The sequence below is a fragment of the Segniliparus rugosus ATCC BAA-974 genome, assembly GCF_000185725.2.
GTDB lineage: Bacteria > Actinomycetota > Actinomycetes > Mycobacteriales > Mycobacteriaceae > Segniliparus > Segniliparus rugosus.
The window spans coordinates 104,608-130,129 of sequence record NZ_KI391954.1 but is presented as its reverse complement, the minus strand read 5'-3'; the positions used below and the strand labels follow the sequence as shown (position 1 = coordinate 130,129).

Below are 25,522 nucleotides of genomic sequence, written 5' to 3'. Positions count from 1 at the left end.
CGCCTAACCGACCAGAGTTTCCGACGCTCCGGCGAGGCTGGCCCGGACCACGTCGGCGAGGTCTCCGACCGTCCGCACGCCGATCAGCTTCTGTTGCGAGAGCGAGACGCCGACGGTCTCTTCGATCTGGGTCAGCGCTTCGAGGATTTGCACGGAGTCGTACCCCAAATCGGCGATTTCCCAATCCGGGGAGAGCTCCGGGGGCTCTGAAGTCGCGACGGAGCCGAGCGCTTCGTACACAAGGCCGAGCGCGATGTCGTCGGCGGCGGGCAGCAGATCCATAATGCACCTCATTGATCGATTTGTCGTGTTCCGATTTTCCGAAATCGCTTCGACTTTACGAAGCTCGTGCGCCATGAATTCATCAGTTTTCCATGAATGCATCAGCTCGCTGGACATTCCCGGAACTCCGTGGAAACCGCCTCGGATCGAAGAGCGGAGCGAGACGATTCAACGGGCTTACATGCGGGAACAGTCTGAGCCTAATCGAAACGGACGATAAGGATCGCCTTACCGAATAAGCCGATGATTTGATGGATTGCTCCTGCTTCGAGCCTTCCTCGACCATCTGATCTGGAGGAATATCGGAAGAATGCCGACGAGGCGGATCAAACTCGGGCGCGGAGTATTTTTCTCATGCCGATTATTGTGAAATAGTGCACAGCGGAAAAGTCATATGGCGCGCCTTTTGCGCGATTATCAATCAACTCGGCCAGCCCCTGTCTCCGCCCCGGACGATTTCGCCCGCCCATGTTGTGGCATTCTCATCCCATGGCGCAATACAGGGCGGTGTTCGACGCGAAGGCGACTTTCTCGAACGGCGGCAGCCTGAGCGTCGAAGGCTTTCGCCTCGACGTCCCCTCCCCCGGCGCGACCGAAGACGAAGTGGCCGCGCTCTTCGTCGCCTCGCTCGGCCTCTTGATGACCGAAGAGGTCGAGTTCGGGCGGCTCTCGATCATCGAGGAGCCGCATAAAGGCACGCGGGGCGGACCAAGCGGCCTTGCCGCCCCCGCCGTCAGATCGCGCAGGGTGGACCTCAACCACGTCATCCGGCACGGCGAGACGACCTACCCCGGCCTGCCCGCGCCGCAAATCGCCGCGCACCTCACCCGCGCGGCCTCCCGAGGCCTCTACGCGGAGGGCGTCGAGTTCCAGATCGACCAGATCACGATGGTCGGCAACACGGGCACCTATCTCGACAGCCCTTTCCACCGGTACCACGACGGCCCCGACCTCAGCTCCCTCTCCCTGGACCGGCTCGTGGACTTGCCCGCAGTCGTGGTCCGCGCCGAAGGCGACGGCGCGCGAGCCGTCGACGTCGGCCATCTCGCCGCGCTCGAAGTCGAGGGCCGTGCCGTGCTGCTGCACACTGGCGGCGACCGGCATTGGGGGACTCCCGCCTACGCCGTCCAAGCCCCGTACCTGACGGAACGGGCGGCCCGCTGGCTCGCCGAGCGCAAAGCGGCCCTCGTCGGTATCGACTCCGTCAATATCGACGCCATCGACCAGGGCAAGGCACGACCGGCGCACTCCGTCTTGCTCGCGGCGGGGATCCCCATCGTCGAACACCTCACCGGGCTGGGCCAGCTTCCCCCGCACGGCGCGACGTTCACGGCGGTCCCGCCGCGCGTCGAGGGGTTCGGCACCTTCCCGGTCCGCGCTTTCGCCACCGTCGAAACCCGCTGAGCCGCCCTGACGGCAGGCGGCTCAGCCGGGGCTCAGCCCTCGTGATGGCGGCAGGCGGCCCCTCCGGCTGGCGGGCTCGCGAGCGGCGAGGCGAAAACGCGATCCCGTCGTCGGCCCAACGCCGCGCCGACCGGGAACCGCACGTCCGCCTCGGTCACGGATGGCCGAGCGCGTTCAACACGTCGCGGGCGACGGCCGCGTGGCCCTCCGGGGTGGGGTGCAGGGCCATAGGCGCGCCCGAGTGGGATCCGTCGCCGCGCACCCACGGCTCCTCGGAGCAGACTCCGTGGTCGCCGTGCGTGTTCACGTCCACGTACTGCGACCCGCTCTGCGCCGCGGCGGCCTTCAGCGCCTCATTGGTCCGGGCCTGCAGGGCGTCGATGTACGCGGCGTCGTCGGCGTTGTACGCGCCCCACGCCTCGCACCAGCCCGCCCCTGAGCGCAGGTAGCCGACGAACAGAACCTTCGCGTTCGGCGCGATCTGGTGGATTTGCTTCGCGGCCTCGGCGGTCGTGTCCGTGACCCGCTGCATGAACTCGTTCATGTCCGCCAGCTGCTGGGTGCCTTCGACCTTGGCCTGGCAGTTCCCGCCGCCGCAGCCGCGGAAGAGCACCGCCGAGAGCGTGTCGTTGGACATGCCCATCGTGATCGTCACCAAGTCCGTGTCCGGGGTGATCGAGTCGATCAAAGCGGTCGGCTGCCCGCCCCAGCCGAGGCCGCCGGGCACGACGGAGGTCAGCCCGTACGTCGTGCCGCCGCTGCAGCTGAGGTCCAGGAACGCGGTGCCGCGCTCGAGGCCGTAGGCTTCCGCGACCTTCGACGGGTAGTTGCTGAACGAGCGGCGGCACCATTCCGATGGGTCGTCCACGGGATCCTGGAACGGGGCCGAGGCGTAGGAGTCGCCGAACGCGACGTACTTGTGCACCTGCGCCGGAGCGGGCGGGGCCGCGCCGTCCGGAGCGGGGGTCGCCGGGGCCGGGGTCGCGGGGGCCGCGCCGTCCGGGGCGGGAGGAGCCGGGGTCGCGGGAGCCGCTGGAGCCTCAGCCGCAGGAGGAGCCGGGGGCGGGGTCGCGGGAGCCGCGCCGTCCGGAGCGGGAGGAGCCGGGGTCGCTGGAGCCTCAGCCGCAGGAGGAGCCGGGGGCGGGGTCGCGGGGGCCGCGCCGTCCGGGGCGGGAGGAGCCGGGGTCGCGGGAGTCGCTGGAGCCTCAGCCGCAGGGGGCGCGGAGGGCGGAGCAGGCGGCAGAATGGTGACCGGGGCAGGTGGGGCCGGGGTGGGGTCGGTCGGATCCGCCTTGGCCAGCGCGCCGCAAGAGAGGCCAACCAAGGCCATGGCGAGGAGCGCCCTTGTAACAACAGGTTGGTTCATAGCAGGCACATAGTATCCCCTCACGAGCCGCGTATCCCCGTGCTGGCAGCAAACTCAGGGAATTCTCACAGGGCAGGCGACAAGGACCCGGGACCGAAGAGCATCGCCCGCGCAGGCGCGAGCGTCGCTCCCGCGCGGGTGGAGCCTCCCGGTTGCGACCGCTCCGACCTCAGTCCGGCGAGAACGGCAACACAGCAGAACGGACAGAGCGCTCTGTCGGCGGGGTCGCGCTAAGCGCTCCGGGCTTCGCCAGCGACTGGCCGCTCGGAGCCCTCGCCCGCGCGGAGCCTCGGGCAAGCGGGGAACGTGCCGAGGTCCTCGACGCGGTATCCGCACGGATAGCTCTGGATCGACGGCATCTGCCGGGAGTAGTACGGCTTCTTGCGCGGGGGCAGCAGCCGGACGATCCGCGCCCGCAGCCGCAGCGCCCCGGTCGCGATCCGCCGCGCGAGCCGGCTCGGCCGTTCGTAGCGGAACGCGTCGACCAGCGGGTCGTCCATCAGCCCGAAGGAGAACCAGCGCACCAGCGCCCTCGGCGCGTATTTGTTGGGCGGCAGCTCGGCGAGCAGCCGGAGCGTGGCTTCCGCGACCGCGCGGGTCTTGTTGGTGTAGGCGAAGTGCTCCGCCTCGTAGGCGTCGAGGAAGTCGGAGAACGCCGCGTAGGTCTGCGGGATGTCTTTGATGTTCATGCGCTTGCCCAGCTCCCGGTAGTAGTTCGTGATCCCTGCGGTCTCCACGTCGGTCAGCCGCCGCCAGCCGTACTCGTTGATCCACCGCACCGGCATCACCACGAATGTGGACAGCACGTACAGGAAGTCTCCGTTGCTGATGTCGTACGCCCCGTGCATCTGGTTCATCCGCCGGATCGCCGCGCGTCCTTCGGCCGAGGCCATGCCGTGCTCGACGGCGGCGTCCAAGATCAGCACCGTGTCGTCGTAGCGTTTCTGCGTCCGGGTGATCAGTTCGGTGGTGTCGTAGAGCAGGTCGCCGATCGAGGGCACCGCGTACGTGCGGAAGAGGGCGAAGCTCAACGACTGGACCGTGTCCCACGGGAACTCGTGCGCGACGAGGAGCCTGGCTATTTCTTCGTAGTCCGACTCGGGGTCGAGGGTCGAGATGTGATCGCGGATCGCATAACGGGACATGTGGTGAGTATAACCGAGTTACCTCACATTGAGTGATCGAAATCCATGACTTGTCCCACTTTTGTGGAATTTCCACGATTGCGCAACACGGAGCCGCCGCCCCGGCGCGAGCGGCTTGCGCGGGCCGCGCCATGCTGCGCGGCTGGGGCGCGCGGACCCCGCGCGAGGTCGAAGCGGTCGCCGCAGCCTGCCGCCGGGAGACAAGGGCGTGGGCTAGCCGCCGCCCCGCATCGCCATCGCCATCGCCATCGCCATCGCCATCGCCATCGCCATGAGCTTGATGAGCGCCCGCCTCCGCGACGAGGACGCGCCTCCCCTTCGGGTTTCTCGGCCAAATTTATTGCAAATGATTTTCATTTACTATAGGCTGTGAATCACCCAAGCCAGCGCGAAGAAGCACAGGAGGCATGCCGTGACCGTCCACGACGCACTGCAAGGAGAACGCGCCACGACCACTGGCAACCAGCCAGGATGGTTCGTGAACAGCAAGGTCGACATCCTCTTCGTCTTCGGGCTCGGCGCGCTGCTCTCCGCCGTGCTCGCCGCGGCCTCGGCCAGCCACCGCGAGGTCTTCTTGTTCGCGGCGGTCGGGTTCAGCGTGCTCTCCGACCTCCCCCACGTCCTCACCACCACGACGCGGGTGTGGCTGGACCCGCGCGAGCGCGCCCGCTATCGGCGGCATTACCTGGTGAGCTTCGCCGTCGTCGCGGCGCTCGTCTCCGCGCTGTGGTTCAGCGGGCATCTGCTGCCGCTCGTCGCCGTCTGGGCGTACTGGCAGGTTTTCCACGTGCTCAAGCAGCACTTCGGGATCATCAACATCTACGCCGCGAAAAACGGGTACAAAGGGCCCCGCGACAAGGTCAAGTACGCGCTGTACGCCTGCTGCCTCGCGCCGGTGGTCTATCGGGCGAGCCACGGCCTGCAGTTCTCCGAGTACACCTTCTTCGGCAACCGGCTGCCCTTCTCGGGGCTGACGATCCCCTTCCCTCCTCTGCCGACGCCGGTGGTCGCCGCCGGATACCTCGTCGCCGCGGTCCTGCTCGCCGTCGCCGCCGCCGAGCAGCTCGGCCTGCGCCGCAAGGGCCAGAAGGCGCTGCCTCCCATGGCTTTGGCCACGTTCGCGGTCGCGGTCGTCTCCTACAACCTCTCGTACCTGCTGGTCTCCGACCTGTTCGCGCTGATCCTCATCGCGACGACCACGCACAGCCTCCAATACCACCTGATCAACTGGACCCGGAACAACACCCGCTTCGCGAGCCCTGCCCCGAAAGAGCGCGGATTGCTGCTTGCCCGGCTCTCCCAGCGCAAGGCGCTGCCCCTGTACATCGCCTTCCTCGCCGGGCTCGGGATCCTCGCCGGCCAGTTGGACACGATCATCTTCGCCATTCCGCTCATGTTCGTGCTGCACCACTTCTACATGGACGGCGCGCTGTGGAAGAGCAAGGGAAACCCCGAACTCGCCCACGACCTCGGCATCGCCCGCAAAGCCGCATGAGCCTGATCGACACGCTTTCCCGCGAATCCGCCCCCAAGGGGCGCGGCCCCGCGCTCGACGTGCGGGAAGCCGCCTCCGCCCGCGAGCTCCGCGACTTCGTCGCCCTGCCCTACCGGCTCCACAAGGGCGACCCGCGCTCGCGCCCCGGCCTGCGGCAGACGATGCGCCGGAAGATGGACCCGCGCAAGAACCCGCTGCACCGCGAGGCGCAGATCGCGCACTTCCTCGCGTACCGGGGGGACGAGCCGGTGGGCCGGATCTCCGCGAGCATCGACGCCGAATACGTCCGCCGCTACGGCGACTACGGCTTCTTCGGGTTCTTCGAGAGCACGCCGGAGCACGCCGTCGCCGCCGCCCTCCTGGACCGGGCGGAAACCTGGGCCCGCGCGCGGGGCATGGCGAAGATCGCCGGTCCCTACAGCTACTCCTCGCGCGAGGAGGTCGGGGTTCCTCGTCAGCGGGCACACGAGCGCCACCACGGTCATGCAGCCGTACAACCCGCCGTTCTACCCGGAGCTGGTCGAACAGGCCGGGTACCGCGCGAGGTTCGAGACCGCCTCCTACCGCTGGGACGTCGGCACGGCCCCGGACGCGCAGCGGCGGCTGCTCAAACGCGCCGACGACGTGCGCGCCGCGCAACGGCTCGCCGTCCGCTCGGTGCGCATGGACCGCTTCGGCGAAGAGCTGGAGCTCGTGCGCCGGCTCTACAACGACTCCTTCGCGCACCACCCGGAGAACGTGCCGCTGAGCCAGCCGGTCTTCGCGGACATGGCCAAGGAGCTGCGTCCTGTGCTCGATCCGAACATCATCAAGATCATCGAGCACGGCGAGCGCCCCGTCGGCTTCCTCTTCATGATCCCCGATCTGGACGAAATCATCAGCAAGTCGGGCCGGATCACCCCGTCCCTCGCGCTGCGCCTCGCCGCGCGCCGTGGCGGGCGGATCCGAGGGGTGGACACCGCCGTCGTCGTCCTGATCGGCGCGGTCCAGACCGAGTTCGGCTTCGGGATCGGCAGGGTGCTGGCGGGCGAGATCGTCCGGGCCGCGACCTGTGGCGGCTACCGCTCCGTCGCCACCACGTGGGTCCACGAGGACAACGCGTGGTCGAACGCGCTCGTCGCCCAGATGGGCGCGCCCCCGCAGCACCGGCATCGCGTCTACCAGAAGGCGCTGTGATGTCCGAGCGGATCCTTGTGACCGGCGCGACCGGCTACCTCGGCCTCACCCTCGTCCGCGCGCTCGTCGCGGGCGGAGCGGAGGTCGCCGCTCTCGTCCACCCGCTCGAGCGCGCCCAGCTGCCAGAGGACCTCGCCCCTCATGTCGAGGTCCGGGCCGCCGACGTCGCCGACGCGGCGGGCCTGGAAGCCGCCGTGCGCGGAGCCGAGCGCCTGTACCACCTGGCCGGGGCGACCGCCCCGAGCTCGCGGCTCGCGGACGCGGCCTGGCGCACGAACGTCCTCGGCGCGTACCTGGTGGCGCAGTCCTGCCTGCGCCACGGCGTGCGGCGGATGGTCCACGTCTCCTCCACCGCCGCCATCGGCTATCCGCCGAACGGCGTGGTCGCCGACGAGGACTTCGCGGCGGCGGACTCGGTCCTCGACAACGCCTATTCGGCGACGAAACGGGCGGGCGAGCGGCTCGTGCTGGACTTCGTCCCCCAAGGGCTCGACGCGGTCGTGGTCAACCCCGCCGCCGTCTTCGCCCCGAGCGCGGACCCGAAACGCTCGTGGAGCGCCCTCGCCGAAGCCGCGGCCAACGGGCTGCTGCGCGTGGTCCCGAAGGGCGGCACCGCCGTGTGCTCCGCGCGCGACTTCGTCGCGGGGACCGTCGCGGCGATGGACAAAGGGACGGCGGGCCGCCGCTACATCCTCGCCACCGCGAACCTCTCGTACCGCGAGATCGCAGAGCGGCTCGTCGCGGCGACCGGCCGGAGCCACGCGGTGCGCGAGCTGCCGGACCGGGTGTTCCGCGCGCTCGGCGCGGCGAACCGGACGCTGCGCGGCCTGGTCGGCTCGCACGACCCGGCGGACGCGCTCGTGCCCGAGAACGTCGAGCTGATGGTCCGCGAGCTGTACTACGACCAAAGCAGGGCCGTTCGCGAGCTCGGCCTGCCGCAAAGCTCGCTGGGCGAGTTGATCTCGGAGTTCGTGCGATGACCTCACCTGCCCCCGCCAACCCCGACGAAGAGCTGCGCGGCTCGAAAGCCGCGCTTGGCATCTCCATGGCCGAGGCCCGCGAGCTCGTGGCGGACCTCGCCCCGCGCCGCGCGTGGATCTACTGGACCGACCTCGTCGTCTCGTTGACGATCGGCTACGGCGCGTTCTTCCTCTGCCCCGCGGACCGGCTCGCGAGCCCGCTCGGAATCGGCTGCGTGCTCGTCGCCGGGTTCGCGCTCTACCGCGCGGTGCTGTTCGTCCACGAGATCGTGCACGCGGGCGACGAGCTGCGCTGGTTCTCCGTGTTCTGGCACGCGGTCTGCGGCATCCCGATGTTCGTGCCGAAGTTCTTCTACGATCTGCACCAGGACCACCACGCCGCCCGCACATACGCGACGGCGCAGGACGGGGAGTACGTCCCCTACGCGCGCTGGCCTTGGTGGCGGCTGTGCCTGCTGCCGCTCACCGCATTGGTCGCGGGCCCGCTGTTCGTCCTCCGGTTCCTCGTCCTCGCGCCGCTGGGCTGGCTGGTCCCGCCGCTGCGCCGCTGGTTGCTCGAACGCGCCTCGGCGCTGGTGATCGACGCGGAGTTCCAGCGCGAGCTGCCTGGCGGGAAGGCGCCTCGCTCCTGGCTCGCGCAAGAGGCGCTCTGCTTCGGGTACACGCTCGCGCTCGCGGCCCTCTTCGTCGCGGGGGCCTACCCCGCCGCGCGCCTGTTGGAGGCGCACCTGGTGATCGCCGTGTTCGTCTTCGTCAACTGGGTCCGCGTGCTCGCCGCCCACCGCTACGAGAGCGACGAGCGGCCCATGACCTTCCCCGAGCAGGTCCTCGACTCCATCGACCACCCCGGCTTCCCGCTCCTCGGCGAGCTCTGGGCCCCGCTCGGGCTGCGGCTGCACGCCATGCACCACCTCTTCCCCGCCCTCGCCTACCACCGGCTGCCCGAGGCGCGGCGCAGGCTGGCCTCGGCGGTCGCATCGGACGGCGGCTACTGGGCCACCGAGGATCCGTCGCTCTTCGCATCGCTCAAACGCCTGCTCACCAAACCCCGTGACACCGCACAGCCCGCGCAGAAGGAGCCCGCATGACCGACGAACGCCTCGTCTTCCCCCCGATGCGGGAGTCGCGGGCAGCGACCTATTCCCGCAAGCTCCCCATCCGCCCCGTGGAGGCCGTGGGCTCCCGGATCAAAGACGCGGACGGGCGCTGGTACGTGGACTGCTTGGCGGCGGCGGGCTCGATGTCGCTCGGCTGGAACCACCCCGCCGTGCGCGACGCCGTGCGCGGCGTGCTCGACTCCGGCGAGCCGTGGCTGTCGCTGGACTTCCACACCCCGGCCCGCGAGCAGTTCGTCGAGGACCTGCTCGCCATCCTGCCGCCGGGCCTGCGCGAGCGCGGCAGGGTCCATCTGTGCTCCCCGAGCGGCGCGTTCGCCGTCGAGGCGGCGCTGATGCTCGCCGAGGTCGCCACCGGCGGCAGAGAACACATCGGCGTGCAAGGCGGCTTCCACGGCTGCACGAGGGCGGCGCGGTCGGCGAGCTCCGGCGGCGGCCTGCGCCAGCAGCCGGTCGTCCTCGCCCCGCACACGGTGTTCCTGCCGTATCCCCAGGACTACCGCTGCCCCTTCGGCGTCGGCGGCGAGCAAGGAGTCGACCTGGCCGTGCTCGCTGCGCGCGGACTCGCCCGTCCGCACACGGGGGTCCGCTCCCCCGCGTCGGTCATCGCGGAGTTCGTCCTCGGCGAGGGCGGCGTGCTGCCCGCCCCGCCCCGCTGGGGCCAGGCGCTGCGCGAAACCGCGACCAGCCTGGCCGTCCCGCTCATCGCGGACGAGGTCCAGGCCGGGATGTTCCGCACCGGACCCGCGTGGGCGTTCGAACGGTGCGGCGTCGAGCCCGACATGATCGTGATCTCCAAAGGGCTCGGCTCGGGAGTGCCGATCTCCGTCCTTGTCGTCCGCGAGGAGTTCGACGTCTGGGAGCCGGGGGCGTTCACCGGCACGTTCCGGGGCAACGCCATGGCCTTCGCCGCCGCGAGCGCGGTCATCCGGTTCGCCCGTGAGAGCCGTCTCGCCGAACGCGTCGCCGAGACGGGCAGGGTGTTCCAGAGCGGACTGCGCTCCATCGCCGACGGTTCCGCCGTCATCGCCCAGGCGCGCGGCGCGGGCCTCATGCTCGGAGCCGAGATCGTCCGCCCGGACGCGGAACCGGACGCGGGCGGCGCGCTCCCCGCCGCCCCCGAGCTCGCCGCGCGGATCCAACGGGCCTGCCTCGCGGAGGGCCTGATCGTCGAGATCGGCGGGCAACACAACAACGTGGTGCGCTTCCTGCCGCCGCTGACCATCGAAGAGGACGACGTGGCCTCGGCCCTCACCGCGTTCGACGCGGCGGTGCGCGCCGTCGAGCGCCAGCTGCCGAGGAGAGAGGTCGCATGAGCGGGGAGCACATGCCGTTCGAGGCCGACTTCGTCGCCGGGTCGGGCGCGCTCGCCTACCAGGAGGCCGCCGCTTGGGCTGTCGCCCTGACCGGCTCCGCGCTCGCCGACCCGAAAACGCCGGGGCTGGTCGACGGCTACGCAGGGCTCAAGGCGCAAGCCTCGAGCCTCGGACTCGACGAAGCCGACGGAGTCGGGCTGCGCCAAGCGCTGCGCGAGGCCGTCGGGCTGTTGGCCGACCGCTCCGCCTCGGTCGCCTCCCCCGCCTACCTCGCGCATCTGCACTGTCCGCCGACTATCGCCTCGCTGGCCGCCGAGATGCTCGTCAGCGGGTTCAACCAGTCCATGGACTCGTTCGACCAAGCCCCTGCGGCGACCGCCGTCGAGCAGCACGTCGTGGAGAGCCTCTGCGCGAAAATCGGCTACGGCCCCGAGTCCGACGGCGTCTTCACCAGCGGCGGCACCCAATCGAACCTGCAGGCGCTCCTGATGGCCCGCGACGCGTTCGCGGCCAAGGCGGGCTGGAGCATCGCCGAACGCGGGCTCCCACTGGACGCGGGGACGTGGCGCGTGCTGTGCGCCCCGCAGGCGCATTTCTCGATCCGCCAAGCGCTGCGCGTGCTCGGGCTCGGCGCGAACGCCGTCCTCGAAGTCCCCGCCGACCCCGAGGGCCGGATGGACGCCGCCGCGCTCGCCGCCCTCCTCGACGAATGCGCCAGCGCCAAAGTCCCGGTGTTCGCGCTGGTCCTCACTGCGGGCACCACCGACTCCGGAGCCGTCGACCCGCTGGCGGAAGCCGCCAGCCTCGCGCGCGAGCACGGCGTCTGGACCCATGTGGACGCCTGCGCCGGGGGCTGCTTGGTCTACAGCGAGCGGCGCAAGCATCTGCTGCGCGGTATCGAGCTCGCCGACTCGGTCGCGGTCGACTTCCACAAACTGCTGTTCCAGGCGATCAGCTGCAGCGCCCTGCTCGTGCGCGAGCGCGAGTCGTTCGCCGTGCTCGCCGACCACGCCGACTACCTCAACCCCGAGGACGACTCCGGGCAGGACGTGCGCAACCTGGTGGACAAATCGCTGCAGACCACCCGGCGCTTCGACGCGCTCAAAGTGCTCGTGACCCTGCGCGCGCTCGGCTCCGAGCGGGTGGGCGCGATGATCGAGGCCACCTGCGCCGCCGCCGAGGCGGCCGGAGCCGCCGTCGTCGCGGCGGACGAGCTCGAACTCCTCGCGCCGGTCGCGACGAACACGGTCATCTTCCGATGGCGCGGCGGCGGGAGCGAGGCCGAGCGGGACTCGGTCACCGCAGCCGTCCGCGCCGCGCTCGCGAAGGAGGGCACGGCCGTCGTCGGGCGCTCCCGCGCGTTCGGCCAGAGCGCGCTCAAGCTCACGTTCGTCAATCCGCTGGTCACCGAGGCCGCCGCCCGATACCTGGTCGGAGAGATCGCGCGCTGCGCGAGACGGCTGTCGGATCCGCGCACGAGGAAGGAGGCCGGACCCGCATGACAAGCCCAACAACCCGCGTCGAGCGGCTGCGGTCGGGCGACGAGCGCTTCGGCTGGGCGAAAATGGTCGAATACGAGATCTTCGGCGTGCAGAACGACTTCACCGGCCCGGCAGACCGCGCCGCCGGAGAGATGACGCATTACCGCTGCTGGGAGCGGTCCTCGGAGTTCTACGTGAGCTTCGACGGCCACGAGCCGCACGCCCCTGTCGCCGTGCTGCGCGCGCTGCGCTGGGACCCCAGGCTCGGCCTGGACAGCTTCTCGACGCTGCGCGACAGCAGGCGATTCCGCGCCCCGGACGGCAAGGCGCGCAACTTCCTGCACCCGGACTGGGACGCGTTCTTCGCGGACCGCGACCCCAGGCGGATCGCCGAGCTCGCGACGCAAGGGGTCCGCAAAGGCCGCCGCCGCGCGGGAGCCATGGAACAGATCTGGCTGGCCTTCTTCGACGACCTCGTCCGCGAGGAGGTCGAGCTGGTCACCGTCGCGCTCGTCGTGCCGCTCTTCCAGTGGTACCGCGAGCTGCTCGGCGACCGGATCCACCAGATCGGCGACATCCTCCCGGACTACATCGGGGCGGACAGCGTCCCCGCCGTCATCGACATCGGCGGTTCGTACATCGCCGACGTGGCCCGCGACTTCGACAACGGGCGCTCCTCGCTGCTCGCCGCATCGGCGCGCTCCGCGCTCCGCGCCGACCCGAGCAGGAGCCAACACACCGCGCCGCACAACAGCGCACAACACAACAAGGAGATCGCATGAGCGGGCAAGAACCGACCTTCCGCAAAACCAGCGTGGTCGACGCGCCGACCGACAAGGTGTGGGCGCTGGTCACCACGCAGGAGGGCATCAACCACGAGATGGGCCCCTACCTCAAGATGACCATGCCGAAGGCGTTCCGGGGCAAGTCCATCGCGGACGTCGCGCCAGGCACCCACATCGGCAAGAGCTTCCTTCTGCTCTTCGGCGCGGTCCCGTTCGGCTTCGACGACATCACCGTCGCGCAGATCGAGCCGGGCCGCATGTTCCGGGAGGAGTCCGCCATGACCGGGATGCGCACCTGGGTCCACCACCGCACGTTGGAGCCCGACGGCGCGAAGACCATCGTGACCGACGCGGTCACCCTCGCGCCGCACCTGCCGATCCCCGGACTGCACAAACTCCTCGCCAAGATCCTCTCGGCCTTCTTCGCCCACCGCCACCGGCGGCTGCAAGGCTATTTCGCCGACGCGAAGGCGGCGGCATGAGCCTCGGCACAGCGCTGCGCCCGCTCGTCTCGGCGCTGGCGCTGGCCGCCGTCGCGGGCTGCGGGTCGGTGAACCCGGACTCCGCCGCGCCCGCCACCGACGCGTACAAGCTCCTGCGCTACCCCAAGTCGCAGCCCGTCGAGCCGGTGGACGGGAACAAGGTCGACCCTGGCATCGGCCGGATGCTCGGGGTGCACCCGCAAGAGATCTCCGGGCACATCACCTACCTCGGCAAGACGAGCGAGCTGCCCAAAGAAGGGGCGCTCACCCTTGGGACGGGGCCGAAGCCGGGAGATTTCCAGATCGGGTTCTTCTACGGCGACGACCGGTTCCCGTACGAGACGATCATGTTCTCCTGGGAACCGCACGCGGGCACGCTCAACGCCATGCAGATCTTCAACCCGCTCGACACCAGGATGACCCTGCAATGCGTGGTCGACGGCGGCCTGCGCCTCGCGGACACCACCAAACCGGGCGACCGCGTCGCGCTGTCCGGGACCTGCCTCGGCGGCACCAAGCTCACCGGCGAGTTCCGGGTCGAAGGCTCCCGCCGCGCGGTCTGGGACGGCAAACCCGTCGAACTCTTGGCGACCGTGGCGGACGTGCAGGTCTCCGGGCCGACGACCGGGACGCTGCACGAGGTCAACGACCTGGTCAAAGGCAGCAACATCGCGGTGAACACCACGCTCGACCTGAATGTGACGAGCCAAGGAGTCCCGCTCGAAGAGCATATGGAGCGCCACGCGCTCCCCCGAGTCCAGGAATGAGCCGAGCATGACAGCTGATCTAACGGCCCAAGCGCCAGCCATCGAGACAGAAGACCTGGTCAAGGCGTACCAGGGCTCCGAAACGAAATCCGTGGACGGGCTGAGCCTCTCCGTGCCAAGGGGGAAGGTCTACTGCCTGCTCGGACGCAACGGCGCGGGCAAGACCACCACCATCCGCATGCTCACCACGCTGCTGCCGCCGACCAGCGGGCGGGCCGAGGTGCTCGGCGTGCCGGTGGCCGAGACCAAGCGGCTGCGCCCGCTCATCGGCGTCGCGCTCCAAGAGGTCGCCCTCGACCTGTGGATGTCGCCGGTGGAGCAGATCCGGATGAGCCTGGCCATGGCGGGCTGGTCCAAGGCCGACCGCCGCCGCCGCGAGCACGAGCTCGTCGAGCAGTTCGGCATCGGGAGCTACCGCGACAAGAAGGTCGGCCAGCTCTCCGGCGGGATGCGCAGGCGCGTGGACGTGGCGCTCGCCGTCTCGCACAACCCGCAGCTGCTCTTCCTCGACGAGCCGTCCAGCGGCCTGGACGTCGAGGGGAAAGAGGAGGTGTGGCGCACCGTGGAACTGCTCCGCTCCCAGGGGCGCACCGTGCTGCTCACCACGCACGACATGGACGAGGCCGTGACGCTCTCCGACGAGATCGGGATCATGAAGGACGGCAGGCTCGTCGCCTCCGGGGCCACCCGCGAGTTCACCGAGGGGCACGGTTTCTCCGTCGAAGTCCTCGCCGACTCGGCGATCCCCGACGACGCGGTGCGGGCGCTTGCCGCCTCTGGCCAGCCGTTCGAGCGCACCGGCCCCGCCGCCCTCGCCCTCGCCGCGCCGTCCTCGGACGCGGCGGCGCTGGCCAAGCTCACCGCCGCGCTGGAGCAGTGCGGCCTCGGCGAGGCGCGGGTCGCGGTCCGCTCCTCCTCGCTGCGCGACATCTTCCTGGAGGCAACCGCATGAGCGCGACTGTGAAACTGTTCCAACGCTACGTCGTGGTCGGACTGCGCCAGCCGGTGTTCGGGTTCCTGTTCCCCATCGTCTTCCCCGTGGTGATCGTCATCTTCGCCCGCGCGATGTTCCAGCACGTCTCGGACCTGCCCGGCTTCCCCCTGGTCTCGTACACCGCGTACATCGCGCCTGGCCTGATCATGATGATCCCCATGGTCGGCGCGGGGTACGGCGCGAGCGCGCTGATCGAGGAGATCCGCTCGGGGTTCACCGACCGGCTGCGCCTGTACGGCGTGTCCACCGGGCAGATCATGGCCGCCAAGATCGGTTTCGAGATGTTCCGCATCCTCCCCGCGGGGGCCGTGGTGATCGGCCTGTTGACCGTGCTCGGCGCGCCGCTGCGCTCGGGCGTGGCCACCGCGCTGTTCCTGACGCTGCTCATGTTCCTGTGGTCCGCCGCGTACAGCTCGTTGTTCTACTTGGTGGCGATCCGCACTCTCAACCCGCAAGCCCCGATGGCCATGCTGCCGCTCGTGGTGCCCGTGCTGTTCGTGAGCCAGGCGCTCATGCCGAAGGTCTTCATGTCCGACTGGCTCAAGCTCAGCGTGGACCTGAACCCCTTCTCGCACATCGTCGCCGCCGCGTCGACGCTGATGTACGGCGAATTCGACCTATGGCTGGTCGAGAAGGGCGCGGCGGTGGCCGTCGGCATGTTCCTCCTCCTGCAAATCCCGGTCCAATTGGTGACCCGCCGAAAAATCGGAAAGTGAGCGTATCGCCGTGACCGCTTCGCACACCCGCGAATTCCTCGTCGAGTTCGTCGCCGACGAGCTGGAACTGCCCGCGCGGCAGATCGACGACAACGCCGAACTCATCGCCGACCTCGGTTTCGACTCGCTCTCCTTCGCGCTGGGCGTCGCGGAGATCAAGCGCCGCTTCTCGGTGACGCTCAGCAAAGAGGACGTGTTCGAATGCAAGACGTTCGGCGACCTCGTGTGGCTCGTGGAGCGGCGCAGGATCGCCGCAGCAGCCCTCGACCTCGAACCGGAGGCCCAATGATGAACACGCTGCTCACCACGCTGATCGAGAACGCGGAGGCCACCGGGCGCGGGCTGACTTGCGCCCCGGTCGACGGGCTCGGCGCGTCCCAGTTCGACCAGACCGGCCGGACCTCCTGGGCGCAGGTGCACCAGAGCGCGCTTGCCGTCGCGGGCGCGCTGGCCGACGCGGGCGTGCGGCCTCGGGACTCCGTCGCCGTGCTCGCCGGATCCCCCGGCGAGATCGCGCCGCTGGTGCAGGGCATCTGGCTCGCAGGCGCGTCGATCACGATGCTCCAGCATCCGAACCACCGCTCCGACCTGAGCGTGTGGGCCGAGGACACCCGCGCGGCGCTCGCCGCGGTCGGGGCGACGACGCTCGTGCTCGGCGACCCCTTCCTCGCGGCGGCAGACCAGCTCGCGGCGCTGCCCGTGCGCCTGGTGCGGCTCGCGGAGCTGCTGACCGGCTCGGCGGGGCGCGTCGGGGCCCCCGCCGAAGACGACATCGCGTTCCTCCAGCTGACCTCGGGGTCCACCGGCACGCCGAAGGCCGTCGCGGTCACCTACCGCAACATCGCGGCCAACACCCGCGCCATGATCGAAGCGTCCGGGGCCAGCGCCGAGTCCGACGTGGTGGTGAGCTGGCTGCCGCTCTACCACGACATGGGCATGATGGGCTTTTTGATCAACCCCATGGTGTACGGGCTCGAAACGGTGAAGATCACCCCGTCGGACTTCCTCGCCGACCCGCTTCTGTGGGCCGAGCTGATCACCGAGCACCGGGGCACGATGACCGCCGCGCCGAACTTCGCCTACGCCGTCCTTGCCCGTCGGCTCGGCAAAGCCCCAGACGGGGCGTACGACCTCTCCTCGCTCCGTTTCGCGTTGAGCGGGGCCGAGGCCATCGACATCGCGACCCTCGACCGGCTCGTCGCCGAGGGCGGGCGGTTCGGCTTCCGCCGCGAAGCCATCGTCCCCGCGTACGGCATGGCAGAGGCGACGCTCGCGGTCTCGTTCTTACGGGCTGGCGAGGACTACCGGGCGCTTCCCGTCGACCCGACCGCGCCAGAAGACCGAAGCGGCGGCCTGCGCCTCGCGCTCGGCTCCCCGCTCGACGGCTGCGAGATCCGCGTCGTCGACGAGCGCCGCGCGCCGCTCCCCGCCCTCTCCTCTGGCGAATTCGAGATCCGGGGCGACAACGTCGCGGTCGGCTACCGCACCGAGCGCGGCTTCGAGCGGGCCGCGGACGAGGCGGGCTGGCTGCCAACCGGGGACCTCGGCTACCTCACCGAGGACGGCCAGCCGGTGATCTGCGGGCGCAAAAAGGACATCCTCATCGTCTCCGGGCGCAACCTGCACCCGGAGGACGTCGAACGCGCCGCCGCCGCCGTCGAAGGCGTGCGCTCCGGCAATGTCGTCGCGGTCCGGCTCCGTACCGCCGAGGCGGGCGAGGGATTCGCCATGGTGGTCGAGTCCGCCCGCCACGCCGACGAGGCCGAGCGCGAGCGCATCCGCCGCGAAGTGGCCGACCGGGTGTACCGCAGCCACGGCGTGAGCCCCCGGCACGTGCACGTCGCCCCCACCGGCTGGATCCCGAAGACATCCTCGGGCAAATTCCGCCGAGCCGAAACCTCGGCACGGCTCGCGAACCATCCCACAACCGAGCCGACAGCGCTCGGAAAGGAGAAGAAGTCATGACCATGCGTGTCCTTCCCGAGGGGCTGCTCGCCGCGAGCGCCGCCGTCGAGGCGATCACCGCGCGTTTGGCCGCCGCGCACGCCGCCTCGGCCCCGACGATCACCTCGGTCGTCCCGCCCGCCGCCGACCCGGTCTCCCTCCTCGCCGCCGCCGAGTTCGGCTCGCGCGCCCTCCTGCACCAGGGCGCGGCGGGCGAGGGCATGGCGGAATTGGGCCGGGGCGCGTCGGGGATCGCCGAGACCGCGACCAGCTACGCCGAGGGCGACGCGCTCGCCGCCGAGGTCTACGCGACAGAGGCAGGGCGACCGTGACAGCTCCCGCCTGGTTCGCGCTGCCGCCGGAGGTGCACTCCGCCCTGCTCTCCGCCGGCCCCGGCCCAGGGCCGCTGCTGGCGGCGGCGGAAGCATGGGCCTCGCTCGCCGCCGAGTACACCACGGCAGCCGCCCTGCTCGCCGAGCAGCTCGCCATCGTCCAGGGCGGCCTGTGGGAAGGGACGAGCGCCGAACAGTTCGCCGCCGCGCATGCGCCCTTCCTCGACTGGCTCGCCACCGCCAGTGTCACGAGCACGGCGACCGCCGCGCAGCACGCCACGGTCGCCGCCGCGTACGAGGCCGCCCTCGCCGCGATGCCGACCCTGCCCGAGCTGGCCGCGAACCACGCGGCCCACGGCCTGCTCATGGCCACGAACTTCCTCGGCATCAACACCATTCCCATCGCCCTCAACGAGGCCGACTACGTCCGGATGTGGATCCAGGCAGCGGAGGCGATGACCACCTATCAAGCCATCGCGACCGCCGCGACGTCCGCTGTGCCCCAGCTTCCCCCTGCCCCTGGGCTCCTCGCCCCTGGGGTCGGGGAGGCAGGGCAGTCCGCCGCGATGGCCAACCAACTCGCCGCGCTGGCGCGGGCGGTCGAGGCGAGGCTTGAGCTGGACGACTCGGAGAACAATTCGGACCGCGACCTCTGGAAGAACCTCAAGGAGGACATCGAGCGGCTCATGCGCAACCCGGTCGCGCTTTTCGGGTTCGCCCTCGCGGCAGTCGGCGGCTACATCGCGGCGCAGCACCTGTTCGTCGAGTTCCCGGCGTACGGGCTGCTCACCGGCGTGAGCATCACCGGTATCGCGTTCATGGGCAGCATCGGCACATTCGCCGAGCTGCTCGGGCCGCAGGAAACCCCCGCCGAAGCCGAGCCGGAGCCAACCGCAGAGCCGAACGGCCAGCGGAACGACCTGCCGCACGTGGTCGCCCCGGTCCTCGCCTCGGGAGCCGGCTCCGCCTCGGCCCCCGCGCACGGCCTCGGCTCGTCCAGCCCGGCTTCCGGGCAGCCCGCCGGGTCACACGCGCCCGCGTCCTCCCCGTCGAACGCCTCCGCCGTCCCCGAAGGGCCCTCGTACGCCATCACCGCAGGCGGGACCGTTCAGGTTTCGTCCGCCGCGGGCCAGAGCGCGACTTCCTCCGCCAGCGACACCACCGGCGGGTACGCCGTCGCGGCGGCGCAATCGAAGGACGCGTCCTTGGCGGCGGCGCGGCGCAAGCGCCAGATGACGGGCGCGGCGCGCGGCCGCCAATACCGCTACGAGTTCATCGAAGACGGCGCGAAGGCCCCCTCCGAGGCCGCCGCCGCGCAGAGCGACGCGCCGCAAGCCTCCGCACAAGGCGCGGGAGTCATCGGCTTCGCCGGAACGGCCCCGACCCAGCGCGCGGCTTCCGCGCTCGGGATGACGCAGCTCCCCGGCCGGGGAGCGTTCCAATCCGGACCGACGAGCCCGCTGCTGCCCAGCAGCTGGAGCAACCCGGACGACGAGCCGCGCCGAGCCTTCATGGAGCCGGACGGAGAAGAAGAGGCCTCCGCCTAGCGGCCTCGCCCGCCTGGCCGCCCTGCATTCGACGGCCCTGGATTTGACATTTTCGCAGCGGGAATCTTTCTTTCCGCGCGCGGTGGCTCGTTCTGAAATAAACTGAAAGCTCTCGGACATCCAGAAACCGCGCCAATGGCACGACCAGTTGCGTAGTAGTCGTAGGGGAGCGTCATGGACAAGACGACCAAACAGGCTCTCGAAGAAGCCTGCCGATCCCTCTTCACGCTCGCCAGAGAGCGCGACACGGCCGTCACGCTCGAATCGCTCATCGCGGCGGCGCAGGACCTCCTGAGCAAACCGGTGCGGCTGCGGCGCGCGGATTTCGGGGCGACGGAGATCTTCGGGATATGGCTGGAGCTGCCGGAGTCCCACACGATCCTCTTCGACGAATCCGCCTCGCCAGCCCATCAATCCCATATCATCCAGCACGAGCTCGGCCATATCTTGCTCGGCCACCGAAGCGTCTCGGCGCTTCGATGCGACCGGCAGCCCGTCGAACAGTGCCGCCTCATGCTCCGGCACAACCCCGTGGACGAGCGGGAGGCCGAAGCCGAAGCGTTCGCGATCCAGATGACCCGGATGTTGCAAACCGAATCATGGCGCCACCCCGTTCCCGCCGAGACCGAGGTGGCCCGACGCATTTGGAACACACTCGCAGAAGAGCATCTCATTGACCGTTTCTGATCACTGGCACCTGATCGGGTATCTGAGCATGACCCTGCTCTTCCTCATCGCCTGGCTGCGGATCGCCCTCGTCGGCTCGTTCCTGCGCCGACGGCACGCCTCGTCCCAGTGGGCGAAAGCATCGCTGCTCCTCGGCTTCCTGTTCTATCTGACGATCTCCTTGTTCTACGTGGCCGAGGCCAACGGCCTGACGGCAGCCGAGCACATCGCCTCGCTAGCCGTCCACATCATGGGCGTCCTGTGGAACGTGGCGACCATCCTGATGGTGCTGCACTGGCGCGACGGAGCCTTGACCAGGCGGCAGACCGGCGTGTCCGTGGGCCTCGCTGTCTTCGGCTGCGCGATCCTCGTCGTGTGCTTCGCCCTGGTGTACCCCGATCCAGGGGACGCGGCAACGATGCTCGACCTCTCCGGATCGCAGCTCGGCAGAATCTACTCTTCGACCTACGCGCTCTCCATGCTGCTCGCCAAGGTCTTCGTCGTGTGCGTCATACTCCCCCATATCCGTCGAATGCGGTCGAGCGCGGCTCGGTTGGGGCTCACCCTCGTCGCGCTCGGCTCGTCTTTGATCGGATGTTTCGCCGCGATGAGACTCGTGTTCGGCCTGCCCCCGCTCTCCGATATGAACACGGTCTCGCTCGAGCTCCCGCCGTTCCTCGCCCACATCGCGGGCGGAGTCCTCTACGTCGCCGGAATCGCTTACATCGCCCCGATTCTGGCGATCCAAGTCCTCCTTGTCGGGGTCGGCCGTTATCGCAGGCTCGCGCCGCTGTGCGCGGCGGGCGTTCGCGTCTTCCCCGCAGTCGGCGCGCGACCGTCCTTGCGGCTGCCCGACCTCCTCTCCCGCGACCGGGTCAATTCGCAGGTCCTCGCCTCGATCGTGCTGCTGCTCGATGTCGAGGTCCTGTTGTCGCGCGCCGCGAAAACAAAACCGGCGCTGCTGCCGAGCGATCCGGTCGCCGCGCCGGCGTTGGATTTTCGAGCCGCCTACCGCGACGAGCTCGAACGCCTGCTGGCCGCGGCCCGCCGCTTCGCGGCTCTCCGCGCGGACGAACGGCTCCACACAGTCGAGCAAACCGAATCAGCGTTGCGCGCGGCGTTCGGCCAGCGATGCGGCCCCGCGCTCAACGCTGTCCACGCCAAGTAGCGGTCCTAAGAATCTTCGCCAACAGGCGGCAGCCCCTCCAGCGAGCGCACGCTGTCGATGATCTGCGCGATATGCCGGAGGGAAGCGGCGCTCAAACCCGCCGTGCGGAAACCGAGCTCCGCGGCCCCCGCGGCCTGGAGCGCCCCCGCCAGCTCGCCCCGCGCGGCGATCTCCTCGGCCTGCTGGGCCGAGGGCACGAGGAAATAGTTCGGGTCGACGCCGAAGTACTGGGCGAAAGCCCGCACGAGGTCGAGCCGTGGCTCAGGGGCCAGCCCGTTGCGCAGATCGGACAGATAGCCCTTGCTCAGCACCATGCCGGTCTGCTCTTTGAAGTCCTCGATGAATTTCGACAGCGACAATTCGACGCCCGTCTTCCCCTGCTGCGCCGCGAAGAGCCGATTCAACCGGCCCCCGAACGAATCTCCTCCGTCCACCGCTCCTCATTTCATTGGCAAGACTGGAACCACAGCCCGGCCATCCTTGGAAAACATATTTGCAATACAAGTATAACCCAACTGTTCGCATATGAAAACACATCACGGGGACGCTCGCCCTCCGTTCCGAGGGACCGCTCGCCGCCCCTTTCGCCAAGGGGCGAGGCAAACCGGGCATGCCGAGTGATGCAAAACACAGCGCGAACCCTTCTTAAAATTTAAGAAAAACCGCAGTTAGATACTAATTTTAAGACATCTTCAATCCTCACCTCCGTACCCTTGACGCACACCCTGCTTGTCAGTATCGTTTTTGTCAGAAAACGAAAACTGATGCAAGAAAACAGTGTCGCGCCAGGAAGCGCTCTGCACTTCAGCACCCCCGGCCTGCGTGCGCACCACGGCCCAGCAGATCGTTTTCAATAAAAAACGCCCAGGACGCAAGGAAAGAGGCTGATCGGATGACCGTCCACACCCCTCGCCAACGGTCCGAGGCGACCGGACGCCCCCGAACGCGGGCGCCCGCGCGCTGGACGCAGCTCCGGCTGCGCGACCGGCCCGCCGCCTTGACGGCGCCCCCGAACCGCTTCGGCAGCGCCCATATTCGCCCCCAGCGGGCCCGCAAGGCTCGCGCTCGTTACATCGCGCACGATCGCGCGTAACAGAAGGGCCGTTTCTCGACCGCCAAGTAAACGTGGTGAAAAACCCTCTGTGATCAGGGGATCGACTTGACGGATATCCCCTGGGAAAGCATCGGTCCAGCATCTTTCTTATTAGTCTTGAAAGCGTCAGGGTATCTAAGGGGAAAGAGACTTTTGACCAGACTCGAACATGGCGAGCAACCGCCGAAGAGGCGTACAGCAGCGCTGGAACGGCGCAATGATTTGGAAAGCGATCGGTGAGATGTTCCCAACCATCACCTCGTCCATTGACGACATTCTCGGGCCGAGCGAGAAAAGGTTCTTCGGCTCGGGCTACCGCCGTGTGGTCTACGGGATGCACGACGTGGGCGTCACGAGCGCCGAGGACGGGCAGGTCCACGCCGAGGCGGCCATCGGGCTCTCGTATCCGGGCAGCTGGTCGAAGAAGAAAGACGGCAAAGAGCGCCGTCCCCATTTCAGCACCCTCGACGCGCTGATCCTTGGCGCTGAGCTCGCAGAGCTCTGCCTCGCCCGATCGCACGGCTGGGGCTACGACTCCGAAGATCTCGCCCGAAGCTGGGTCAGGAAAGTGCACATCGCCGCCGGGGCCAAGCCGCAAGAGGATCTGGAGAGCCTGCAGGCGACGGCAACGCGGAAGGCGGCTCCGGAGATCGTGCTCGACGACGGCTTCCGGGTCTCTGTCTTCAGCTGCAGGATGGGCACGATGCGCGTGCGTCTGGAGGTGGCGCACCCACACGCCCCCGCCAGGTCGGGGCAATGGTCGTACCAAGACCGGTCAACAGCGTTGTGCCCGCCAGAGCACCGGTACTACGGCGACGGCTTCAAGGCGTGGCGGCACGAGATCGTGGACGTGCACGTCGACCCCGCCGCGCCGTCCGCGCGGGGGACGCTGCATATTCTGCCGGTCGATCCCGAGAGCGCGGCCGCCGCGAGCACGTTCGGGCTCGAGGCGGCGTACGGCCCGTCAGCGTCGCTGGTGGATTTGCTGGTGGCCGCGTCGCAGCTCACGCAGGCCGTGCTGTACGACTTCGACGGGATCCGCAGGGAGAACAGCGACACGCTGTGGATGCGTCGCACAACCGCGACCGCCGAGCACCCCCACCGGCCCCACACGAGCGACGGCGTTCCGGTGAACGCCACTTTGGTCAACCCGGACCGGGTGGTCTTCGGCGGCGACGTCTGGAGCACGACAGACGTGATCGGGACGGTCGGCGGCGTGACGCTGGAATCGGCCATAGCCCACAGGGTCGGGCATTCGGACATTGAGCAGGCAAAGAACGCAACCGAGCAGAAAGAGCAATGAGGATGGCAGACCGCGCAGCAGTGATCACAGGCCTTGGAGCCTTCACTCCGCCCAGAGTGGTGACGAACGACGAGTTGGCGCAAAGGATCGACAGCTCCGACGAGTGGATCCGGACCCGGACCGGGATCGAACAGCGGCACTACGTCCAGGAGGGCGTCTCGACCAGCGATCTGGCCGCGGAGTCCGGCCGCCGCGCGCTCAAGAATGCGGGCATGGACACTGTCGGGTTCGTCGTCGTCGCGACGAGCAGCCCCGACCGTATCTGCCCGGCGACGGCCCCGACGGTCGCGAGCAAGATCGGGCTCGTCGACGTTCCGGCGATGGACGTCGCCGCAGTCTGCTCGGGGTTCATGTACGCGCTGCAAACGGGCGTCGGCGTCATCATGGGCGGCGTCGCGGACTCCGTTCTGGTGATCGCCTCGGAAACCCCGAGCCTTTTCCTCGACGACGACCGCAACGCGGTCATCTTCGGCGACGGCTCCGGCGCTGTGGTCCTCCGGGCCGGCGAGCGGACCGATCCCGGCGCGGTGCTTGCTTGGGACGGCGGCAGCGACGGCAGCCTGGCGGACATGATCACGGTGCGCGGGATCGGCTCCGAGCACCGCGCCCACAAAAGAGCGCTCACCGCCGACGACCTGTCGTTCCGCATGCAGGGCAAGACCGTCTTCCCGCACGCGGTCCGTCGAATGGTCGAGTCGTCCCAGGCCGCGCTCAAGAAAACCGGCTGGTCGACGGCGGATATCGACACCTTCGTCGGGCACCAGGCGAACAAGCGGATCAACGAGGCGGTGGCGGAACTCCTCGAAATCCCCAAGGAGCGCGCCGTGATCAACATCCAGAACGTCGGGAACACATCGTCCGCCTCCATCCCGCTCGCCTTGGTGGAGAGCATGTGCGACGGCCTGCTGAACACGGGGGACCGTGTGCTGCTCACGGCCTTCGGAGGCGGAGCCACCTGGGCTTCGGCGACGCTCGTGTGGCCCGAATTGAAAATGCCGGAAATGTACGACCAACCAACTGAGGAGCATGGAAAATGAACAAAATCGCAGCATTCATCATCGACACCTTGACCACGAAATACGGCTTCGCGGACGACGAGGTTTTCCCGGACTCCGTCTTCGAAGACCTCGGCATCGACTCGTTGACCATCCTCGAGCTGCTCGTCATGCTCGAAGGGCGTTTCTGCGTCTCCATCCCCGAAGGCCTGCTCACCGAGGACATGACCATCGAGGGAGCCTCGTCAGTGGTGGCCTCCCTCGAAGAGAAAGTGGCGTGACGAGCCTTGCGAGCTGTGCTGATGCGCCATGGCGAGACGGAGAATAACCGGCTCGGCAAGTTCCAAGGGAGCCGGGTGGACATCCCGCTCAACGACACGGGAGTCCAGCAGGCCGAGGCGGCCGCCGCCACGCTGACCCCCGGCCGCTGGGCGAAGGTGTTCTCCTCGGACTTGGTCCGCGCCGCGCAGACCGCGCGCATCATCGCGACGAAACTGGGCGCGCCCGTCGAGGAAATCGCCGAATTCCGCGAGCGGGACCTCGGCGAGCTCGACGGGCGCCCCAGGGCCCAGTACGCGCAAGAGCATCCCGAGGGCGTCCAGAAGCTGTTGACGGACATGGACTACGCCCCCGAGGGCGGCGAGACGCGCAGAGCGGTGTTCGCGAGATTCCTCGCCGGGCTCGACCGCGTGTTCCGAGCGGCCGGATCGGGCGATCAGGACCGCCTCGTGCTCATCGTGGCGCATGGCGGGCTCCTCGACGTGGCCGTCCGGCAGCTCCTGCCCGCGCAGCGCCCCGGCATGCTGCTCGGCAATGGCCGAGCGTTCTCGCTCTTCGCCGAGGAAGCGGAGAGCGGAGGGATGTCGTTGGGCGTCTGCCACTTCGACGTGGCTCTGGACGAATGCGAGAGAGCATGGCCGTCGCCAAGCGGCAGAGCACTTCAGGCGCTCGTGAAATGAGAATGACAAGA

25 protein-coding genes and 1 pseudogene are annotated in these 25,522 nt (G+C 69.0%); 22 read left to right on the top strand and 4 right to left on the bottom strand.

Annotation, left to right across the window (positions count from 1 at the left end):
- Positions 1-3: 3 nt before the first annotated feature.
- Entirely contained in the window at positions 4-282 is a 279-nt protein-coding gene (locus tag HMPREF9336_RS10575; RefSeq protein WP_007466812.1) for an acyl carrier protein, read from the bottom strand.
- Positions 283-771: 489 nt separating this feature from the next.
- Between HMPREF9336_RS10575 and HMPREF9336_RS10570 the strand changes: the two genes are divergently transcribed.
- On the top strand, positions 772-1,686 hold the full coding sequence (locus tag HMPREF9336_RS10570) for a cyclase family protein (RefSeq protein WP_007466811.1): 915 nt from the start codon (positions 772-774) through the stop codon (positions 1,684-1,686).
- Between the two features lie 154 nt (positions 1,687-1,840).
- Here HMPREF9336_RS10570 and HMPREF9336_RS18460 read toward each other — a convergent pair whose 3' ends face one another.
- Positions 1,841-3,052, bottom strand: a complete 1,212-nt coding sequence (locus HMPREF9336_RS18460) for an SGNH/GDSL hydrolase family protein (protein WP_156920392.1) — start codon at positions 3,050-3,052, stop codon at positions 1,841-1,843.
- A gap of 230 nt (positions 3,053-3,282) precedes the next feature.
- Positions 3,283-4,197, bottom strand: coding sequence for an oxygenase MpaB family protein (locus HMPREF9336_RS10560; RefSeq protein ID WP_007466809.1), 915 nt, complete (start codon positions 4,195-4,197; stop codon positions 3,283-3,285).
- Between the two features lie 412 nt (positions 4,198-4,609).
- On the opposite strand from HMPREF9336_RS10560, the gene HMPREF9336_RS10550 reads away from it, so the two are divergent.
- The 17 genes and pseudogenes from HMPREF9336_RS10550 to HMPREF9336_RS10470 all read left to right on the top strand — a co-directional run bounded on the left by HMPREF9336_RS10550 (position 4,610) and on the right by HMPREF9336_RS10470 (position 21,161).
- Positions 4,610-5,692 carry a hypothetical protein gene (locus tag HMPREF9336_RS10550; RefSeq protein WP_007466808.1) on the top strand — a complete coding sequence of 361 codons (1,083 nt, stop codon included), beginning with the start codon at positions 4,610-4,612 and terminating at the stop codon, positions 5,690-5,692.
- A gap of 59 nt (positions 5,693-5,751) precedes the next feature.
- Positions 5,752-6,868, top strand: a pseudogene (locus HMPREF9336_RS10545) (GNAT family N-acetyltransferase).
- Positions 6,868-7,848 (top strand): SDR family NAD(P)-dependent oxidoreductase, encoded by a 981-nt coding sequence (locus HMPREF9336_RS10540; RefSeq protein WP_021030497.1) that lies wholly within the window; start codon positions 6,868-6,870, stop codon positions 7,846-7,848. Before HMPREF9336_RS10545 ends, HMPREF9336_RS10540 begins: the two are co-directional and overlap by 1 nt.
- On the top strand, positions 7,845-8,936 hold the full coding sequence (locus HMPREF9336_RS10535) for a fatty acid desaturase family protein (protein ID WP_007466804.1): 1,092 nt from the start codon (positions 7,845-7,847) through the stop codon (positions 8,934-8,936). Before HMPREF9336_RS10540 ends, HMPREF9336_RS10535 begins: the two co-directional genes overlap by 4 nt.
- Positions 8,933-10,279, top strand: a complete 1,347-nt coding sequence (locus tag HMPREF9336_RS10530; protein ID WP_007466803.1) for an aminotransferase class III-fold pyridoxal phosphate-dependent enzyme — start codon at positions 8,933-8,935, stop codon at positions 10,277-10,279. The genes HMPREF9336_RS10535 and HMPREF9336_RS10530 overlap by 4 nt, the downstream gene beginning before the upstream one ends.
- Entirely contained in the window at positions 10,276-11,781 is a 1,506-nt protein-coding gene (locus HMPREF9336_RS10525) for a pyridoxal phosphate-dependent decarboxylase family protein (protein ID WP_007466802.1), read from the top strand. Before HMPREF9336_RS10530 ends, HMPREF9336_RS10525 begins: the two co-directional genes overlap by 4 nt.
- Positions 11,778-12,542: a hypothetical protein gene (locus HMPREF9336_RS10520; protein WP_007466801.1), complete on the top strand. Its 765-nt coding sequence runs from the start codon at positions 11,778-11,780 to the stop codon at positions 12,540-12,542. The genes HMPREF9336_RS10525 and HMPREF9336_RS10520 overlap by 4 nt, the downstream gene beginning before the upstream one ends.
- Positions 12,539-13,027, top strand: coding sequence for an SRPBCC family protein (locus tag HMPREF9336_RS10515; RefSeq protein ID WP_007466800.1), 489 nt, complete (start codon positions 12,539-12,541; stop codon positions 13,025-13,027). The genes HMPREF9336_RS10520 and HMPREF9336_RS10515 overlap by 4 nt, the downstream gene beginning before the upstream one ends.
- Positions 13,024-13,794: a hypothetical protein gene (locus tag HMPREF9336_RS10510; RefSeq protein WP_007466799.1), complete on the top strand. Its 771-nt coding sequence runs from the start codon at positions 13,024-13,026 to the stop codon at positions 13,792-13,794. Before HMPREF9336_RS10515 ends, HMPREF9336_RS10510 begins: the two co-directional genes overlap by 4 nt.
- Before the next feature lie 7 nt (positions 13,795-13,801).
- Positions 13,802-14,746: an ABC transporter ATP-binding protein gene (locus HMPREF9336_RS10505; RefSeq protein ID WP_007466798.1), complete on the top strand. Its 945-nt coding sequence runs from the start codon at positions 13,802-13,804 to the stop codon at positions 14,744-14,746.
- Positions 14,743-15,504, top strand: coding sequence for an ABC transporter permease (locus HMPREF9336_RS10500; RefSeq protein ID WP_007466797.1), 762 nt, complete (start codon positions 14,743-14,745; stop codon positions 15,502-15,504). Before HMPREF9336_RS10505 ends, HMPREF9336_RS10500 begins: the two co-directional genes overlap by 4 nt.
- A gap of 10 nt (positions 15,505-15,514) precedes the next feature.
- Entirely contained in the window at positions 15,515-15,793 is a 279-nt protein-coding gene (locus HMPREF9336_RS10495; RefSeq protein ID WP_007466796.1) for an acyl carrier protein, read from the top strand.
- The gene (locus tag HMPREF9336_RS10490) at positions 15,793-17,469 is read left to right on the top strand and encodes a fatty acyl-AMP ligase (RefSeq protein WP_051357335.1); all 1,677 of its coding nucleotides are present in this window, start codon (positions 15,793-15,795) and stop codon (positions 17,467-17,469) included. The genes HMPREF9336_RS10495 and HMPREF9336_RS10490 overlap by 1 nt, the downstream gene beginning before the upstream one ends.
- On the top strand, positions 17,466-17,780 hold the full coding sequence (locus HMPREF9336_RS10485; RefSeq protein ID WP_021030495.1) for a PE family protein: 315 nt from the start codon (positions 17,466-17,468) through the stop codon (positions 17,778-17,780). The genes HMPREF9336_RS10490 and HMPREF9336_RS10485 overlap by 4 nt, the downstream gene beginning before the upstream one ends.
- Positions 17,777-19,327, top strand: a complete 1,551-nt coding sequence (locus HMPREF9336_RS10480) for a PPE family protein (RefSeq protein WP_021030494.1) — start codon at positions 17,777-17,779, stop codon at positions 19,325-19,327. The genes HMPREF9336_RS10485 and HMPREF9336_RS10480 overlap by 4 nt, the downstream gene beginning before the upstream one ends.
- Before the next feature lie 174 nt (positions 19,328-19,501).
- Positions 19,502-20,014 carry an ImmA/IrrE family metallo-endopeptidase gene (locus HMPREF9336_RS10475; RefSeq protein ID WP_007466793.1) on the top strand — a complete coding sequence of 171 codons (513 nt, stop codon included), beginning with the start codon at positions 19,502-19,504 and terminating at the stop codon, positions 20,012-20,014.
- A complete protein-coding gene (locus tag HMPREF9336_RS10470) occupies positions 20,001-21,161 on the top strand; it encodes a hypothetical protein (RefSeq protein WP_007466792.1) in 1,161 nt (386 codons plus the stop codon). Before HMPREF9336_RS10475 ends, HMPREF9336_RS10470 begins: the two co-directional genes overlap by 14 nt.
- 5 nt (positions 21,162-21,166) lie before the next feature.
- Here the strand turns inward: HMPREF9336_RS10470 and HMPREF9336_RS10465 are convergent, their stop codons facing one another.
- Entirely contained in the window at positions 21,167-21,595 is a 429-nt protein-coding gene (locus tag HMPREF9336_RS10465) for a transcriptional regulator (RefSeq protein ID WP_007466791.1), read from the bottom strand.
- 900 nt (positions 21,596-22,495) lie between these two features.
- Between HMPREF9336_RS10465 and HMPREF9336_RS10460 the strand changes: the two genes are divergently transcribed.
- Genes HMPREF9336_RS10460 through HMPREF9336_RS10445 form a run of 4 tightly spaced genes read left to right on the top strand, consistent with a single transcriptional unit; the run spans position 22,496 to position 25,511 of the window.
- The gene (locus HMPREF9336_RS10460) at positions 22,496-23,557 is read left to right on the top strand and encodes an AvrD family protein (RefSeq protein ID WP_169727317.1); all 1,062 of its coding nucleotides are present in this window, start codon (positions 22,496-22,498) and stop codon (positions 23,555-23,557) included.
- Between the two features lie 2 nt (positions 23,558-23,559).
- Complete coding sequence (locus HMPREF9336_RS10455) at positions 23,560-24,594, top strand: beta-ketoacyl-ACP synthase III (RefSeq protein ID WP_007466787.1); 1,035 nt, start codon at positions 23,560-23,562, stop codon at positions 24,592-24,594.
- On the top strand, positions 24,591-24,833 hold the full coding sequence (locus tag HMPREF9336_RS10450; RefSeq protein WP_007466785.1) for an acyl carrier protein: 243 nt from the start codon (positions 24,591-24,593) through the stop codon (positions 24,831-24,833). Before HMPREF9336_RS10455 ends, HMPREF9336_RS10450 begins: the two co-directional genes overlap by 4 nt.
- Before the next feature lie 21 nt (positions 24,834-24,854).
- A complete protein-coding gene (locus tag HMPREF9336_RS10445) occupies positions 24,855-25,511 on the top strand; it encodes a histidine phosphatase family protein (protein WP_021030491.1) in 657 nt (218 codons plus the stop codon).
- Positions 25,512-25,522: the final 11 nt, after the last annotated feature.